Origin of the sequence: Priestia sp. JV24 (assembly GCF_025910025.1) — a bacterium.
GTDB lineage: Bacteria > Bacillota > Bacilli > Bacillales > Bacillaceae_H > Priestia > Priestia megaterium.
The window spans coordinates 122,560-139,127 of sequence record NZ_JAPCIN010000020.1; the positions used below are offsets into that span (position 1 = coordinate 122,560).

At 37.3% G+C, this 16,568-nt stretch carries 23 protein-coding genes; 7 read left to right on the plus strand and 16 right to left on the minus strand.

What is annotated here, in order from left to right:
• Positions 1–185 precede the first annotated feature (185 nt).
• Positions 186–1,886 carry an L-lactate permease gene (locus OK414_RS15610; RefSeq protein ID WP_016764607.1) on the plus strand — a complete coding sequence of 567 codons (1,701 nt, stop codon included), beginning with the start codon at positions 186–188 and terminating at the stop codon, positions 1,884–1,886.
• Between the two features lie 57 nt (positions 1,887–1,943).
• On the opposite strand, the gene OK414_RS15615 is transcribed toward OK414_RS15610, so the two are convergent.
• Together OK414_RS15615 and OK414_RS15620 are read right to left on the minus strand one after the other, a co-directional pair.
• Positions 1,944–2,216, minus strand: coding sequence for a hypothetical protein (locus OK414_RS15615; protein ID WP_016764608.1), 273 nt, complete (start codon positions 2,214–2,216; stop codon positions 1,944–1,946).
• Between the two features lie 133 nt (positions 2,217–2,349).
• Complete coding sequence (locus OK414_RS15620; RefSeq protein WP_013057564.1) at positions 2,350–2,997, minus strand: VC0807 family protein; 648 nt, start codon at positions 2,995–2,997, stop codon at positions 2,350–2,352.
• A gap of 252 nt (positions 2,998–3,249) precedes the next feature.
• On the opposite strand from OK414_RS15620, the gene OK414_RS15625 reads away from it, so the two are divergent.
• Together OK414_RS15625 and OK414_RS15630 are read left to right on the plus strand one after the other, a co-directional pair.
• Entirely contained in the window at positions 3,250–3,396 is a 147-nt protein-coding gene (locus tag OK414_RS15625; RefSeq protein WP_014459567.1) for a hypothetical protein, read from the plus strand.
• A 108-nt stretch (positions 3,397–3,504) separates the two neighbouring features.
• Positions 3,505–4,308: a lipid II flippase Amj family protein gene (locus OK414_RS15630; protein WP_016764609.1), complete on the plus strand. Its 804-nt coding sequence runs from the start codon at positions 3,505–3,507 to the stop codon at positions 4,306–4,308.
• 27 nt (positions 4,309–4,335) lie between these two features.
• On the opposite strand, the gene OK414_RS15635 is transcribed toward OK414_RS15630, so the two are convergent.
• The 7 genes from OK414_RS15635 to OK414_RS15665 form a co-directional block, all read right to left on the minus strand.
• Entirely contained in the window at positions 4,336–5,112 is a 777-nt protein-coding gene (locus OK414_RS15635) for an ABC transporter permease (protein WP_095379392.1), read from the minus strand.
• A complete protein-coding gene (locus OK414_RS15640) occupies positions 5,109–5,999 on the minus strand; it encodes an ABC transporter ATP-binding protein (protein WP_034651012.1) in 891 nt (296 codons plus the stop codon). Before OK414_RS15640 ends, OK414_RS15635 begins: the two co-directional genes overlap by 4 nt.
• Before the next feature lie 12 nt (positions 6,000–6,011).
• The gene (locus tag OK414_RS15645; RefSeq protein WP_013057569.1) at positions 6,012–6,203 is read right to left on the minus strand and encodes a PLD nuclease N-terminal domain-containing protein; all 192 of its coding nucleotides are present in this window, start codon (positions 6,201–6,203) and stop codon (positions 6,012–6,014) included.
• Positions 6,204–6,404, minus strand: coding sequence for a hypothetical protein (locus tag OK414_RS15650; protein WP_013057570.1), 201 nt, complete (start codon positions 6,402–6,404; stop codon positions 6,204–6,206).
• Entirely contained in the window at positions 6,404–6,724 is a 321-nt protein-coding gene (locus OK414_RS15655; protein ID WP_016764613.1) for a YxlC family protein, read from the minus strand. The genes OK414_RS15650 and OK414_RS15655 overlap by 1 nt, the downstream gene beginning before the upstream one ends.
• The gene (sigY, locus tag OK414_RS15660) at positions 6,721–7,251 is read right to left on the minus strand and encodes an RNA polymerase sigma factor SigY (RefSeq protein ID WP_013057572.1); all 531 of its coding nucleotides are present in this window, start codon (positions 7,249–7,251) and stop codon (positions 6,721–6,723) included. The genes OK414_RS15655 and sigY overlap by 4 nt, the downstream gene beginning before the upstream one ends.
• 97 nt (positions 7,252–7,348) lie before the next feature.
• Positions 7,349–7,690 (minus strand): DUF1033 family protein, encoded by a 342-nt coding sequence (locus OK414_RS15665; RefSeq protein ID WP_013083686.1) that lies wholly within the window; start codon positions 7,688–7,690, stop codon positions 7,349–7,351.
• 209 nt (positions 7,691–7,899) lie between these two features.
• Here OK414_RS15665 and OK414_RS15670 point away from each other — a divergent pair, with 209 nt between their 5' ends.
• Positions 7,900–8,037 carry a hypothetical protein gene (locus OK414_RS15670; protein WP_160309924.1) on the plus strand — a complete coding sequence of 46 codons (138 nt, stop codon included), beginning with the start codon at positions 7,900–7,902 and terminating at the stop codon, positions 8,035–8,037.
• A gap of 49 nt (positions 8,038–8,086) precedes the next feature.
• On the opposite strand, the gene OK414_RS15675 is transcribed toward OK414_RS15670, so the two are convergent.
• The 7 genes from OK414_RS15675 to OK414_RS15705 all read right to left on the minus strand — a co-directional run bounded on the left by OK414_RS15675 (position 8,087) and on the right by OK414_RS15705 (position 12,921).
• Entirely contained in the window at positions 8,087–8,305 is a 219-nt protein-coding gene (locus OK414_RS15675; RefSeq protein ID WP_013083687.1) for a spore germination protein, read from the minus strand.
• 109 nt (positions 8,306–8,414) lie between these two features.
• Positions 8,415–8,936: a hypothetical protein gene (locus tag OK414_RS15680; RefSeq protein WP_047932394.1), complete on the minus strand. Its 522-nt coding sequence runs from the start codon at positions 8,934–8,936 to the stop codon at positions 8,415–8,417.
• A gap of 125 nt (positions 8,937–9,061) precedes the next feature.
• Complete coding sequence (locus OK414_RS15685; RefSeq protein WP_013057577.1) at positions 9,062–9,301, minus strand: YiaA/YiaB family inner membrane protein; 240 nt, start codon at positions 9,299–9,301, stop codon at positions 9,062–9,064.
• Positions 9,302–9,579: 278 nt separating this feature from the next.
• Entirely contained in the window at positions 9,580–9,780 is a 201-nt protein-coding gene (locus tag OK414_RS15690; protein WP_013057578.1) for a DUF6501 family protein, read from the minus strand.
• 79 nt (positions 9,781–9,859) lie between these two features.
• Positions 9,860–10,633, minus strand: a complete 774-nt coding sequence (locus tag OK414_RS15695; RefSeq protein ID WP_034651000.1) for an alpha/beta hydrolase — start codon at positions 10,631–10,633, stop codon at positions 9,860–9,862.
• 121 nt (positions 10,634–10,754) lie between these two features.
• Positions 10,755–11,825 carry an FMNH2-dependent alkanesulfonate monooxygenase gene (ssuD, locus tag OK414_RS15700; protein ID WP_216875571.1) on the minus strand — a complete coding sequence of 357 codons (1,071 nt, stop codon included), beginning with the start codon at positions 11,823–11,825 and terminating at the stop codon, positions 10,755–10,757.
• A 220-nt stretch (positions 11,826–12,045) separates the two neighbouring features.
• Positions 12,046–12,921, minus strand: coding sequence for an STAS domain-containing protein (locus tag OK414_RS15705; protein WP_080743169.1), 876 nt, complete (start codon positions 12,919–12,921; stop codon positions 12,046–12,048).
• 130 nt (positions 12,922–13,051) lie between these two features.
• Here OK414_RS15705 and corA point away from each other — a divergent pair, with 130 nt between their 5' ends.
• The 3 genes from corA to OK414_RS15720 all read left to right on the plus strand — a co-directional run bounded on the left by corA (position 13,052) and on the right by OK414_RS15720 (position 16,567).
• A complete protein-coding gene (corA, locus tag OK414_RS15710; RefSeq protein ID WP_263045191.1) occupies positions 13,052–14,014 on the plus strand; it encodes a magnesium/cobalt transporter CorA in 963 nt (320 codons plus the stop codon).
• Positions 14,015–14,470: 456 nt separating this feature from the next.
• Positions 14,471–15,748 carry a polyamine aminopropyltransferase gene (locus tag OK414_RS15715; RefSeq protein ID WP_034650992.1) on the plus strand — a complete coding sequence of 426 codons (1,278 nt, stop codon included), beginning with the start codon at positions 14,471–14,473 and terminating at the stop codon, positions 15,746–15,748.
• A gap of 84 nt (positions 15,749–15,832) precedes the next feature.
• Complete coding sequence (locus OK414_RS15720) at positions 15,833–16,567, plus strand: polysaccharide deacetylase family protein (protein WP_053215320.1); 735 nt, start codon at positions 15,833–15,835, stop codon at positions 16,565–16,567.
• Position 16,568: the final 1 nt, after the last annotated feature.

The following is a 16,568-nucleotide window of genomic DNA, read 5'->3' on the forward strand; positions in this document are numbered from 1 at the left end:
CAATAAAAAAATGTCCCTTCTTTTGAAAAAAGTTTCTTTTGGCACTTGCCTATCCTAAAAGGATTAGAATATAATGTAAGCGAATTCATTTTTACATAAGTCATCAGATGACCTTATCATCGTAATTTTGATTGTTTTGTTTTACTAAATTTGTAGTTCACTAATTTGAAAATGAGGTGTTAGTTATGACATGGACACAGCAGTTCACCCCTGTAGGAAACAGCGTCATTTGGTCTTCATTAATCGCTTTGATTCCTATTCTTTACTTCTTTTGGGCTCTGGCTATTAAACGAATGAAAGGTTATATGGCTGGGGTTACAACTTTACTGGTCGCACTTGCCGTTGCAATACTTGCCTACAAAATGCCGGCTAGCATGGCTTTTATGTCGGCTAGTCAAGGAGCTGTATACGGTATACTGCCGATTGGATGGATTATCATTACGTCCGTTTTTCTTTACAAACTAACCGTAAAAACCGGTCAGTTTGATATTATTCGTACCTCTGTCGTATCTATTACAGAAGATCGCAGACTTCAAGCTTTGTTGATTGCTTTTTCGTTTGGGGCTTTTCTTGAAGGGGCCGCTGGTTTCGGCGCACCTGTTGCTATTTCAGCAGCTCTGCTGGTAGGTTTAGGATTTAATCCACTGTATGCTGCTGGCTTATGTTTATTAGCAAACACAGCACCCGTTGCTTTTGGTGCAATTGGTATTCCTATCACGGCTATGGAAGGTCCTACTGGAGTAGCGGCAATGGAAATCTCTAAAATGGTAGGCCGCCAGCTTCCTTTTATTTCTGTATTTATTCCGCTGTATTTAGTTTTTATAATGGCAGGATTTAAGAAAACAGTAGAAGTACTCCCTGCTATTTTAGTATCCGGCATCTCTTTTGCCCTTACCCAGTTTGTCAGCTCTAACTTTTTAGGACCGGAACTTCCCGATATTTTATCGGCACTCGTTTCACTTTTTGCGCTTGCTATTTTCTTAAAATTCTGGAAACCGAAAACAACGTTTCGCTTTCAATCTGAAAAAGCAGCACATGAAGTAGCTTCCGCTTCGGCTGAGCCAAGAGAAACTCAAGATCAACCTACATTCACGGGGGCTCAAATTGCAAAGGCGTGGTCACCTTTTTTAATTTTAACGATCTTTATTTCTATATGGGGAATTCCTCAAATTAAAACCGCTTTGACAGGACATTATGAAGGAGCTAACGCTTTTTTGAGCGCTATCAATTCCATCGGACATTATTTAACGTTTATGCCAGAAGTACCTTGGTTAAATAATTTAATTTTAAATGGAAATGGAGAACCGATTGCGGCAGTGTATAAGTTAGAATTACTAGGCGCTGCCGGCACAGCTATCCTGTTGTCTGCTGTTGTCACAAAATTTATCGTCAACATCTCTTGGAAAGACTGGTTCATTACGTTTAACGAGACGTGCAAAGAATTAGCGTTGCCGCTGCTTACCATTATGTCCGTTGTGGCATTTGCTTACGTGACAAATGCTTCTGGAATGAGTACAACCTTAGGACTACTGCTAGCTAAAACAGGCGCGTTATTTCCCTTTTTCTCTCCTGTACTCGGCTGGCTCGGTGTTTTTATTACAGGATCAGATACATCGGCCAACCTATTGTTCGGCAACTTACAAAAAATTACGGCCACGTCTATTGGAATGGACCCCCTTCTTGCTCTTGCAGCAAATTCTTCAGGGGGAGTAACCGGGAAAATGATTTCCCCCCAGTCCATCGCCGTTGCCTGTGCTGCGGTTGGGTTGGCTGGAAAAGAGTCCGATTTGCTTCGTTTTACGGTGAAACACAGTTTATTTTTACTGCTGATTGTCTGCGTACTAACATTTTTACAATCTAATGTATTATCATGGATGATTCCTTAATCAAAAAAGCTTCCGTATCTAGAGGTATCCCTCTGCGCGGAAGCTTTTTTTCTTCATTTACGATCGATTAATGGCATATACAACAAATAAAACAATATCTAGCAAAATCATTACAACACCAAAAAGCAGCCAGACGTTTCCTTGAGTCTTCTTCTCTCCTTCTTGCATTTCAAACGCTCGAATAGCAAATACAATTCCAAGTGTAAACACAAGAAAAAACAGCTGACGGTAATCGAAGAACGACAGTACGACAAAAATTAAGGTAAAAAACACCATAATCATTTCTAAAATCCGATAAGGTTGCTTTTGACATGCTAATAAAAGTTTCATTTCTTGACCTACTTTCATCCCGTTCTTAATAGCGTTAGTTTACTATTAATTTTAAATGAGATGTTAGCGTTTCGTGCACTGTTCACTGTTTTGTAACAAAGAAGCGTACGTTAGTTAAACGCACGCTTCTTTTTCATTCATTTACATTTGGATTCATTGGATTATCCATCCCTGTTTTATCTTGAATTTTTTTATAGATAAAATACGTGTAGACGGCAATTAAAATGGAGAATGCCCACGTAACAGCCTGACGGAATACAATCATGTTCCCGTACCCTTCTACTCCGTACTTTTGAATCAATACGTATTTTACAATTGCTAAAAATACATAGCGACCTGCGAACAGTACTGTAAGCCAGTTCATCATTTTGAATAAATCAGGCTGGTGGAAGAGTTTTAGAGAGTCTTCTCGCTTATAGCCCATTAAGTAAGCCGTATCTACAAAAAAGTACAAACCAATTGGCTTTTTTATCACAATGGTAAAAAGGACAACTACAGCCAGTCCAATCATAAAGTATACTTGATTGTTTAACATCGTTGCTGCGTTCCCAGAAATTAAATCAATAATAGTACGTGCCAGCAGCGTAATGACAATAAACAATCCTGTTACGTTAAACTGGCGATCTTTAATAAATGTATAAATGGTATACACAAATGCTGGTGCTGTTGAAAGCAAAATGGCATAGTAATCACCAATAATGTCTTTTCCTTGGTTCCATATTAGGTAAGGAATAGCGATATAAAAAAGTAAATCAAACCATACTCGTTTTGTATTGTTCATATATAACTCCTTTAAAAACGTTGTTCTTGCTATTATATGGGATACTACGCAAGAAAAAAAGGCTTTTACCTGGAATGTTATGAAATTTTAATCATTTGATGTTTAGATCCAGAGCGACAGGGAAAAAGATTTCTAGAAAGACTTTAAGAATCATAAACATCCAAACACTTGAGCAGCAATACATGTGCCACAAGTGAAAAATGCTGAAAGGATTGATTCATTATCGCACTTCACCTAACGTACACGTCAGAAATGGAAAAGGCCATGCAGCTTTCTCACGGCGTGGGGTATGCTGAATATAGCCGTAAACTAGACAAACGTCTACAGGTGGAAAAAGAACGAGAAAAAGATTATCAGGCTAGCAAAGATATACTGCGTGATATTAACCAGCATCGATAATAAAAAGCCGCTTGCTACTTTTGGTAGCAAGCGGCTTTTTATTTACAAATGAACCAAATTTATACATAATAAGGAAGTGCGTATACCAAAGAAAGGAACTTGCTTATTATGATGGAAAAATTACTGATTATTTGTGTGTTTGTAGGAATTATTCATATGATTGAAACACTAGCCTACTCTGTGAGGCTTGCGGGCTTAAAAACTGGAAAACTAGTCGTGGCTTTATCTCTTTTTAATATTATTGTCATTGTGTCAAGAACAGCTAATATGGTGCAAGCTCCGCTGACCGGTAAATTAGGAGATGCGGTTCAGTCTAAAGAAGATTTGCCCGTTCTGCTTCATCAGCTTCAAACTATCTTGCTCGCGGCTTCTATTGGTACAATCGCAGGTGCTCTTTTAATTCCTAGCTTTGTATCAATTTTCTCCCGAATGATTTCACATTTAGAAGTAGCGGGATCTGTACCCAAAATGATGAAAAACATTACTTCCATACATACGCTGGAAAAAGCAAAAAAACACGTGAAGCGTCCTAGGTGGATTATGCTGTCTCAGCTGCGAATAGGCGGAGTGCCCAAGCGGTTGCTTCTTTTAAATTTAATGGCTACGACCATTTATACAGTAGGTGTTCTTTCCACTCTTTATGCTTCTACGCTCGAGCCTACTCTTTCTAAATCAATTTTGATGTCTTCTGGTCTTATTAACGGACTAGCGATGATTACCCTTGCTGTGTTTGTAGATCCGCAAGTAGCCATTTTAACTGAAAAGGTAATGAAAGGTGAATCTACTAAGCAATCTATGAATAAAATGGTTGGTACACTCGTCATCTCTCGTTTGTGCGGGACAGTATGTGCCCAAATTCTCTTAGTACCTGCTGCTCTTTATATTGCATGGATTTGCAAATTAATCCCTTAGAAAAAAGACTTCGTTAAAGAAGTCTTTTTATACATATTCCACTTTTTTGTATCTATGAACAGCAGCGATTAAAAGAAAAAAACTGCTCATTAACGTAACAACTACGGTATAGGTGACACTTTGTGACCAATGCAATTGTTCAAGCAGACGAGCGGCGTATTGTGACAGCGCTGCAGGACTCCACTTTAATTGATTCGTAAACAAAGTACTCAAAAATGAAAGTAACGCAATGATCAAAATACTTACTCCAGCAATTCCTCCGCTTTGTAAAAGAAATGTTCCAGCTGCCACTAAAACGGACAAGATAAAAATCAGCCACAGGCTGTATAAAAGAAAGCTAACTAGCATATGAGTCCAATCCACATATGAAAATAAAAGATTTGTATAATACCATGCTGCTATATAGCTTATAAACGTTGAGCCAATGACCAGTACGATTTGCGCAGCCCATTTACTCATAATGTATTGAATGACGCTCACCGGTCTCATCATAACAAGTATAGCAGCATGATTTTGTCGTTCATTTGAAATTATATTCATGCTTGCTAGTACAATCAGTAAAGTTCCTATTGTGCTATATTGTGAAAGGACACCTTGCATTACTTCTTGACCGGTGGGCGTAGGAAGTTGAATAATTGCTCCTTTTGGTAAATTCCCTGCCATGTTAATGATTTGTGGCATATAATAATTCGTTAAAGGCTGTGTGATGCCTAGTAAAATTAGAGAGATTGGCAGCCAAATTCCTTTGCCGTTCGCAAATAATTCATGCAGTTCCTTTTTAAATAAGACTCCAAATGTGTTCATTTGTTCATCACCTCTAGATACACATCTTCGAGAGAATGCTGTTTTCGTTCAAATAAAACAAGGTTTGCTTGTTGATCAACAAGCAGTTGAAGCAGTTGCTGCTGCTGAGATGTATCTTTTACACCTACAGTGGCTTTATAAGGAGAATGAAACAGCACCTGTTCACTTGGCAGACTGCTAAGTGATCCAGGGAGCCTTTCTTCTGTTTCAATCGTAAAAGCAGGAGTCGTAAACTCTTGGCGCAGCGAACTCTTTGTTCCATTCCATTTCATACGTCCGTTTTTAATCATAATAATGTTATCGCATATTTGTTCTGCATCATGCAAAATGTGAGTTGAAAAAAGGATGGTCGTATCTTTTTTTAATGTTTCGATAATCATTAGGACATCTTTTCTGCCTTCAGGATCTAAAGCCGAAACCGGTTCATCTAGAATTAGCAGTTCAGGTTTATGTAACAAGGCTTGCGCCAAGCCCAAACGTTGTTTCATTCCTCCAGAAAAGCCAGCAATTTTCTGCTTTTCCTTTCCTTTTAAACCTACAGTTTCAAGTACTTCATCTATTCGGTGGGAAAGCACATTTTTTGAAATGTTAGATAAAAGACCTAAAAAAGTTAAATACTGCTGAGGCGTCATCCAATTAAAAAACGTAGGATGCTGTGGCAGAAAGCCAATAAATGATCGTACGTCTTGATGCTGTTTATCTTCAAAAGAAATTTTCCCTTTATTAGGTGCAGTAAGACCTGCAATCATATGCAAAGTAGTCGTCTTACCTGCACCATTAGGGCCTAACAACGCTGCACATTTTCCCTTGTCGAGATTAAATGAAAGGTTATTCACAACAGTTATATTACGATACGCTTTTGTCAGTCTTTCTACTTGCATAAACATCTTAGTTCCACCTCACTGTTTTTTACGTCCTAAAACAAAATATAAAACAGGGCCAACTGTACTTACACATAAAATGATGAGTCCCCATAACCATTTTGGCCCGTTTGTCTCTTCTTGCTTTATGCAGCTTATCAATGCTGGAATCATTAAAAGCAATTGTAAGAATAGAATTGGAGCAATTAACAACCAGTTAATGTCCTTCATTTACATCCCCCTTTTTCTTCGTGCTGGCAGCCAAATAATAAAAAACCAATAAAACAGCGTTGGCATTGGAATTTGAATCAGTCCCCATATTCCCCAAAACCATGGATGAGCGCCGCGTTTTTTTGCATTGATAAAAAGTAGAAAGCTTTGAAGAAGGAGAAATGGTGAAATAAACAGCACAAGAATCCATTTTTCATTCATTATAAAAACATCTCCTTTTTTCGTTTATAGTGAAAGACGATAAAAGAAATAGGAGCAACAATGATCCCAATTACTTCAATGGCGATAAATAAGGCAGGTATTTGTAAAATAGCAGTTGCCATTACCGTTAAAATAACAAGTGCTGTTAATGTAAATAAACATAACTCTTTCCGGAAAGCTTTTTTCTGCTTTTGTTTTTGAATGAGAAGCTGTTCTTGAATTGCATGAAGAGAAATACGTTCATGACTTGCTAAACTCTCTAGCTGCTCCCAATCTTTTTTTAAAGAATGTAAGGACTGATTGTTATTTTCTTCTCTCATTCTTTCCACTCCTTTCTCAGTATGTTTACTCCTTTATTTACTCTTGATTTGACGGTTCCTGCTCGCATATTCAGCATATGGGCAATCTCATCGTATGTATATCCGTAATAATGTCGAAGCAAGACAGGAATTCGAAAGCGCGAATCGAGTTCGTTAAAATCGGAAAACATCTCGCTCCATTCCACTCCTTTGTATTTAGCTTTCCACTGAAGCTGGTGCGATAAAGACTGCTTTATTCGCTGGAGACTGCTTTTTTCCCGTTTTTGCTTACGCAAATAATCCATGTACAGTCTTGAAGCAATGGATATCATCCAAGTCGAAAACTTTGCTTCATTTTTGTATGAAGAAAGATTCACGTAACACTTCATCATTGCTTCCTGACACAATTCACTGCATAAGTCCTCATCTAATGTCAGCTTTAAAAGGTATTTATATAAAAATGAATGATAGCGCTGAAATAATAATGAAAAGGCATCATCATCACCTTGTAATGCTTTTTGGACAAGGATGAAATCATCTTGTTCCAAAGCGGTCACCCCTCCTTTTTGTTTCATCACCTATATGACGCTTTAGCGATTGAAATCGTTCATTTTTTATATAAAAAAAACGCCCAGCTGGACGTTTTTATTTAGTACGAAGTATTTTTAATCCTTCTTCATCTTCTTCTAAGGGATAGACTTCGTCGTTTTTAGCGAATAAAACACCGTGGAAGATTTGAAGATCATCATCACAGGCTTCACAAAATTCCTTTTCGCCTTCGTTCCAAAAGCTAAAAAGCGCTAGTTCATCGCTACGCACGCTTGCATATTTTTGATGAAATTCATAAATCATCATCGCATAGTAGCGAAGCGCTTCTTCTTTTTTTTCAAATTCAATAGTTTCAATAATATCTTTTTCCCAGCCTTCTAAAAATAGCCAAGGTTCACAATCGCTTTTTATTTTATGAACTCTCCATTTATCTGTCATGATAGAACATCTCCTTACTTACAGCTTACTTCTAAAATTTCTCTTTTCCTTATTATTCAGCAAAAATAACTTTGAATCAAGTAAAACGGAAAAAACGCCTATTTTCAGGAAATAGACGCTAACAATGTGGCTTAATCTGAACTTCTCTTTTATATTAATAATAGCTCCTTAAACTATAAGGAACTAAACTGCCCGTATAATACTGGGTAATGGGAGGAAAAACGCCTGCTGAAGGCGTGATTTCCCCCCACCAAGATGGTTTTTTGCCCCGCCAGTTGTCCATCGCTCCATCAGGTGAAACGACAAATCCAATTGGACGTGCAAACGAAGGCATAAAATACGGATAGAACGAATACTGAAAAGGCGTATAGAAAGAAGAGTAAAATATCTCTTTCTTTATCCGTTTCCGAATCCGTTTTGATCAGAACCATCGGGATCGAGCGTATTTGTATTAGAAAGTCCTGAATTTGTATTTACACAAATTCCTGTATTTGAAGACCCTGAACCTTGTGCAGTTTTACTGTTACTTTTTGGAGAAACATAGTACGTATCGCCAAACGTAACGACTCCTCCTGTAACGTTTGGAATCACTACATGATTAATAACAATCGGCATTATCCTCACCCTTTTTATTTTCATCATGATGTAATATATGAACGATTTATCAAAAGGGTTATACATTAATGGATATAAATAAAAAATCCCCCTGCAGAGTGGGGTATTTTTACGCTTTTACCTCTTTTTTAGAATGACTTAATTCATCTCGCAGAATATCAAAATCTCGTTCTGCTACTTCTTCAATTTTAGTATACAATTCCTTCTCTGTTAGAAGTCCTTTTTCTTCAAGTATTTCGACAAGAGCCTTAAACTTTATTCTAGATAAAAGCATTTCGTTTACGGTGCTCTCTGTTGGCTGTTCATTTTTCACTTGTTCTTTTGCTTTAACAGGTTCTTGCTGCAGCTTCACCCTGAAAACAATATTCGTATGATCTGTAATTTCAGGTGACTGATAAAATGTGCTATGCGAAATGTTTTTTAGTGTTAGCGTTTCTTTTGTCTCCATATTTGTTACTTCAAAATACGGATCCTCAAAAAATGCATCATATTTATCATAAGCTGCTTTGCCTACAACCGAAAAAGAAAAGTTTAGCCTTTTCAACTCTTCACCTGTATTCGCATCAGTAATCATTTTTTCTTCAAACATATCAACGTGAAAATTTACGTTATTAATCATTAGTTGTGTCAATTCAATCGCCTCCTTCTTTATTAATACGACACGGAGTGACAAGTTCCCTGTTTTTTTATATAAAAAAACATCTCCCAAAAATGGGGATATTTTTCAAGGAGCTAAAAAAATGCTCTTTTTTAGCTCTACAATTCTTCTTCTGCTTTGTCATATTTGCGTTCGTGCGCCGTATCTTCTTCGTTATCACGAATGGTTTTTTGGAGCACAAAAGCAGACATTGTTAAGTATAAAGTTCCAACGGCATAATAACCTTTTACCGGTAATGATGCATCTAAGGTATAAATTCCTATAAACATAGCTAATAGTGCTGTAATAAAAGCTGTCCATGCTAAAAATGTAAAAGCTGCTGTATTACGCTTTTTCATCGTATGACCTCCTCTTTTCCTTTTTCTGTTAAGCGTCGCTTTCATTTTACATTGTAAAATAATTGTTGTCATGGGTATTTATAGTCAGTTACCCTTTTAATCAGAACAAGAAACGGAAGAATTTGGGTCTTACATCCTATTTTTATCATAAAGCTTTTTTTCGAAATGATTAGATATATGGAATTTTTCTTTAAAAGTATGTTCATTCGTTTTCATTAAGAAAAGCTCCAAGTAATTATTGTAATAAAAAAATCATCGCCGAGACGATGATTTTTTGTTTAGCCTTCAAAGTATTCTTTATAAAAGCCGCCGACTTGGCCAGTGTTATCAACAACAAAATAAAACTCTTCTGTTTCGTTTTTCACATCATATGTTTTTCCTGCTGTTAAGACATTTTCAACCACGAATTTTTTTGCATCTGTATGTATGCATTTTACTTGTTTAATTGTTGGACGATCGTTCCATTCTAAATGAATCATGTATGTACACTCCTTTGTTTTCATTCAAGATTCATTTTATCTTACTTGAAGTAAAAAAGAAACGGAGCGAATTTAAAAATTAAAAAATTCGCTCATGCACTTTTTTTTTGGCAACTGTTGCTTGTACAAACTGTGCCGTTTGTGCAACAATTGTGTCTTTATCAAAATCCATCGACGCAACATGGTAAGAGTTTCGAAGCATGTGCTGTCTTTTTTCTGCTGATTGAATATGGCTTAAGATATAAGCTGAATTCTCAGGCGGTACTACGTTATCAACTGTTGATGTTAGTACTAAAGCAGGGCACGTTACATAAGATAAGCGTTCTTTTGTTTCGTCCATTAAAGAAAGCAGCTCACGCATAGAGCGCACGGGTACTTTATCGTACGTAATTTCATGTACGTTTGGATCTTTAATATCAGGATGCTCTTCTTTTAAATAACGAGGCGTATGACGAGAGCGATAAGGCTCCATTGAAGGAATGGACGTCATAGCCGGATTGATTGCAATAACTCCGTCAAGGTCTAATCCTTGGCTTGCTGTATGAAAGGTAAGAGTGCCTCCCATGGACTGACCCAAGATAAATACATGACGGCATTCTTGCTTCAAACGCTGATACCCAGTTAAAAAGTCTTGCTTCCATTCCTGGTACGTTGTTTGTTCAATATCATAGTAGTGAGTACCATGTCCCGTTAGTCGTAAACCGTACACAGTAAAACCTTTTTCAGCTAATTCTTTTCCGATATATTCCATACTTTGAGGAGTCCCCATAAATCCATGAGAAACAAGTATACCAATGTCGTTGCCTTTATAATAAAAAGATTCTGCGCCTTGAATTACGTCATAACGTTCCATTTTCTTCACCCTTTATCACAAATTTTCTGACTAAATGAACTATCTTTATAATACAACTATAATTCCTATAAGTCAACTGGGGTATTTGTTTTTTTACGATTTAAAAAGAACGAAGCAAGAATTATCTCTTGCTTCGTTCTTTTTGGATATGTGGAAATACTAGCTCAGCAAACGTATATGCTTCTTCTAGATGCGGGTAGCCTGATAAAATAAATGTATCAATTCCTAGCTCTTTGTACTCTTTTAACCGATCCGCTACAATTTCAGGACTTCCAACAAGAGCAGTGCCAGCACCTTCTCGTGCTAAGCCAATTCCCGCCCATAGATTCGGAGCAATCTCCAGTGCACCTCTATCTTTTGTGCCGCTGTGCAAACTTGACTGTGTTTTTTGGGCAGTGGAGTCAAATGAGGCAAACTTATCTTGAAACGCTTTGATCGTATCATCATTAACATGTTTAATTAATTTATCTGCAGATTCCCACGCTTCGTCTTCCGATTCTCTTACAATAACGTGCAGGCGAATACCAAAGCGAATGTCCCTGCCTTCGTTTGCAGCTTTTTCTTTCATCTCATCAATTTTTGTTTTAATCACCGCAGGCGGTTCTCCCCATAACAAATATACATCTGCATGCTTTGCTCCTACTTCTTTTCCTGCTGGAGAAGACCCGCCAAAGTACAGCGGAGGATACGGTTTTTGGATAGGAGGCGATGGAATGTACGCGCCTGTTACATCAACATACTCTCCTTTATAATCCACTTTTTTTCCTTCCATTACATCTCGCCAAATCGTTAAAAATTCATCTGTTAACTCATAGCGTTTATCGTGGCTTAAATAGTTACCGTACGTTGCTTGCTCCACGGGATCACCTCCCGTCACAATATTTAACATAAGTCGGCCGTTTGACATTTGATCAAATGTCGAAGCCATCCGTGCTGAAAGTGTTGGAGACATTACACCCGGGCGAAGTGCAATTAAAAACTTCAGTCGATTCGTAACGGAAGCAAGTGCCGATGCAATCACCCATGAATCTTCACAATTTGAACCAGTGGGCAACAAAGCGCCGTCATATCCTAGATAATCCAGTCCATGTGCGATTTGCTTTAAGTAGTGAATGTCGCTTGTTCTGCTTCCTTCGGTTGTGCCTAGATAATGTCCGTCGCCTGCTGTAGGGAAAAACCATAAGATGTTCATTTCTATTTCCTCCTAAATATTCTCGTATTCTATATAAAGCGTTTTCATATTGTTTGTTTAATTCTTGTCCGCTAATTATAGAGATGCATTTTTATAGTAGCGTATGTAATACGACTCTTTTTATTTATTAAATTAGTAAAATCATAATACCTCTTTAACCTATATGTCAAGTATGAATTGGAATAAAAAAAACAAGAATTAAAAGTAATTCTTGTTTGCTTTATTTCCTCATACGTGAAGCCATCGCGTTAGCAAGGGTTGATTTTGTTGATATATTTTCAAACGATAAACCTAAATGAGAAGCGGTAATCGCGATTTCAGGACGTACCCCAGAAATAGTTGATTCTACACCTATTAATTTTAATGCATCAATCAGCTGGAAAATCTGATGAGCAACCATCGTATCAACAATAACTACTCCTGAAATATCAATATAAAGGTGATTCACTTGCTGTTCAGCGCAGCGAGTTAACGTATTTTCTAAAATTCGGCGCGCTCTTGCTGTGTCGATATCCCCAACAAGCGGAAGAATCGCAATATGATCGCTTAATGGAATAACTGGCGAGCTCAGCTCATTGATCAGCTCTTTGTGTGCTTCAAGTAACCTCTTTGCATGCTGATGGTGCTCTTCTACAAATTTATAAACGGTGATATCAAACACGCGTACAATCAATTCGTTCCATTCGTCTAGTTCTTCTTGCGTAATATCTTGCTCGTACTCTTCTACAAATTGATTTAAATACGTTAAATACTGTTTTCTAACTCGGAAAAATTCTCGAATAATATAATGAATAGGCGTTCTTACATGCTCTCCGTCTTCCGCAATCTTTAAAATCCACGTTTCAAATGAATCAAAAAATTCTTTTTCACTTTTTATAAATACATCGGCTATGTATAAATGGAATTCATTATTTTGATCTTTTAATACTGAAATGACTTCCGGATGAGTAGATGCATAAACTGATTCTGGGTCATTGTCTTCAATGCTTTCATACCATTCTTCCGTCAGTTGATCCGCATGTTTTAAAAAAAACATTCGAAGTGCTTCATTTTTATTCAAAACGATTCCCCTTTCCATACCAGCTACTGCTATCATTATAATTCAACTTTTTCACCCTTACTAGTTTTATAAAAAGAGAAGAAAGAAAATTATTCTTTTAAATACGTGTAGTTTATGATTTTATGCTACATTGAAAATAGTTATAAAAACACAAAGGAGTTTTCAAATGATACGAACGTTAGCTCTTACGAACGATGACATACTTGTGAAGCATATACAATTAGGTCAGATTCACGATCCCTCTATTCAGTACTATTGGATTGACTTTAACTGCCCTTCTGAAGAAGAAGCGCTGCTGCTTCAATCATCCTTTCACTTTCATCCGTTAGCGATTGAAGATTGCTTTCATTTTCTGCAGCGCCCAAAACTCGATTATTATGAAGGATACAGTTTTTTTGTCCTTCATTCATTAAATCGTCAAACGTTAGAAGCTGAAGAAGTTGACCTTTTTATCGGCGGAAATTATATGGTTACTTTTCATTTTCACCCGTCAGCTGCAATTGATAAAGTATGGGAAAAGCTGCTTCATACACCTTCGATTCAAGAAAAAGGGATAAGCTATCTTGCGTATTCTGTGATGGATAAAGTGGTAGATGAATATTTCCCCACTGTATATCAGATTGAAGATGAGCTGAATGATATAGAAAACATAGATGCAAAAAAATCCATCTCTGTTTTAATGGAAGATGTATTCAAACTTCGAAGTGATTTGCTAAAAATCAGAAGAACCATTTTGCCCATGCGCGACTTATTGTACCGTGTTATAAATTCTGAACGCCTAGATGTTCATCCGGAACAAAAAAGGTATTTTAAAGATGTCTATGACCACTTATTAAAATTAGCCGATATGATTGAATCAAATCGGGAAATGACGTCTGATATGCGCGATAATTATCTTTCTCTTAATTCAAACCGGATGAATTCAATCATGATGACACTGACTGTTATTTCATCTATCTTTATTCCCCTTACCTTTATCGTTGGCGTATACGGAATGAATTTTGAAAATATGCCTGAGCTAAAGTGGCACTATGGCTATTTCTTTGTGCTTGGCTTCATGGGACTGATAACGGTGGGGTTAATTTTATGGTTCAAGCGAAAAGGCTGGTTTAATACTGATAAAGAGTAGAAAGATTGAGACATAACGAAATCAATCCAATGTAAAGACGAATGTAAAGACGAACAAATTGGATAAGTAAGCTAGTGCTGTCAATTTCCGCACAAGACTTCGCTTTCAGGGGGCGGCCAATGAGCCTCCTCTTCGCTTAGACTCCTGCGGGGTCTCACCTGTTCCGCTTTTCCCGCAGGAGTCTTTGCCTTGCCCTCCAATTAACAGCTATTACATACGGTAAATCTACGTTCACCATCACAATGAAAAAATCCGAACGAGTTGAATTCTCCGTTAAGAATCTCGATTGATCGTTCGGATCTTCCTTCACCGAAAATACGTCTGTCCCAGCTTCTTTTCTATGAGAAGGTAACTAGTTATTTCCCGAAAATATTCATAAAATAACGTGCTTACGTTTCTTTTTTGAAAAAGTTTCATAAGATAGTGAAAATAATGCTCAAAAAGGAGGCTGAAGTAGTGGATATTAAAGGCAAACACTTGCTAATGGATGCGTTCGAATGCGATGAAGGGATATTAAACGACCCCTCACTCTTAAGGAGAATTCTTGTTGAAGCTGCACTAGATGCAGAGATGGAAGTTTTGCACTGTTATTTTCACCAGTTTACGCCCCAAGGCATTACAGGCATTCTCGTATTAGCTACCTCTCACTTGTCTATTCATACGTGGCCGGAGGAAAACTACGCTTCATTAGATTTTTATACGTGCGGAGACAAAAAAATAATTGAAATTGGTTATGCGTTGCTGAAGCAATTAGCTTCAAAAAAAGCTGTTGTGTATTCGATTTCTCGCGGAATTCAATACGCCGAAACTCCAACAAAAAATCGTCAGCATGCTGAAAACACTCGTCTTCTCAATCGTGGAGATGACTCAGATCACGTTAGTCTAAAGCAACTCTTATCAGGCCAGCATGACATTTTGTTTCATCAAAAAAACCGTATTCAAGATATTCAGCTGATTAAAGCATCGGATATTCGAATGTATTTGGATGAACAGCTGCAATTTAGTTCATTGGATGAACATGCGTACCATGAAGCTCTTGTACACCCTATCTTTGCAGCTTCCTTACGTCCTCACCGCATTCTTATTCTAGGCGGTGGAGATGGTTTAGCTTTACGAGAAGTCCTTAAATATAAAGAAGTTAAAGAAATAGACCTAGTGGAAATAGATGCTGACGTTGTAAATGCTGCGATGAATGTAGAAGAATTAAAGAAGTTAAATCAACGCTCATTTGAAGATTCTCGTGTCACCGTTCATATTCAAGATGCTGTTGACTACCTCTCTTTGAATTCAGCGTGTTATGACATCATCATTATTGACTTTCCTGATCCTACTAACAAAAAAATAAGTGCTCTTTATACAAAAGAATTTTACGCACTTCTCCATCGTTCACTATCGCGCAGCGGCTTGGTCGTATGTCAGTCAAATTCTCCTAGAGACACACCTATCGTTTTTTGGAGCATTAATAAGACGATGAAAGCTTCTCAGTTTTATACGTTGAGCTACCACACCATTATTCCTTCTTTTGGAGATTGGGGTTTTCACATCGGCTCGAAAACACCTTTGTCTGCCCCTATACTCTCTACTGATGTTTCATCTACTACGCTGCCGTCAGACTTTACTAAGTTAATGCGTTTTTCTCCCCATTCTCTTTCCAAAAAACAGTTTGCAGTTGTGAACTCTGCTGAGCACTTGGTTCTGCATAAAATATTTAAAAAAGAAGGCTTATATTTGTAAAAAAGGAAAGCTTGGCTTATACATTCCTTTTCTTTTGACATACTAAAACAGTCTCGTCACCACTGTGCAATAGAAAGGATTGTTATGAGAAAAATTTCGATTTTTGTTATCTTAGTGCTAACTGTTATTTTCCCTTCCCCCGCTTTTAGCCAAGTGAAAGTGCCTGTCTTGATTTACCATTCTATTGATGCCTACACAGGCCACGGGGAAAAAGAACTGTATGTGACGCCTGAAAATTTTGAGAAACAACTTCTTTATCTTAAAAAGCAAGGATATACGCCGCTAACATTTGAAAAATGGCAGGAACTAAAGCGTGTGAAAAAACCTATATTTATTACATTTGACGATGGATATAAAAATAATCTTACTATCTTGCCCATTTTTCAAAGAGCAGCCAGCCCTCAATTTCATCCAGCGGCTACAATTTTTGTGATTTCAGATTTTATCGGCCGTCCCAACCGTTTGTCGCCAGCGGATTTAAAAAAATTTGTTGATTCAGGATTTTTTTCTATTCAGTCTCATACCGCTACTCATCCGGATTTAACTAAGACGAAAAATTTATCCTACGAGCTAGCTGATTCAAAACGAAAAATTGAAGCCATTACGAGCCAGCCCGTTATTGCTCTTGCTTACCCTTACGGAAAGGTCAATAGCCGCGTAGTGGAAGAAACAAAAAAGAATTATACATTTGGCCTTTCAACGATTCCAAAATCTTTCACTGAGAGCGGACAAAAAAATGAAAACTATCTTATTCCCCGTCTTTACGTCACGTATTCTACAACGATTGAAGATTTTGCTAAGCTATTAAAAGAAAGCTAAA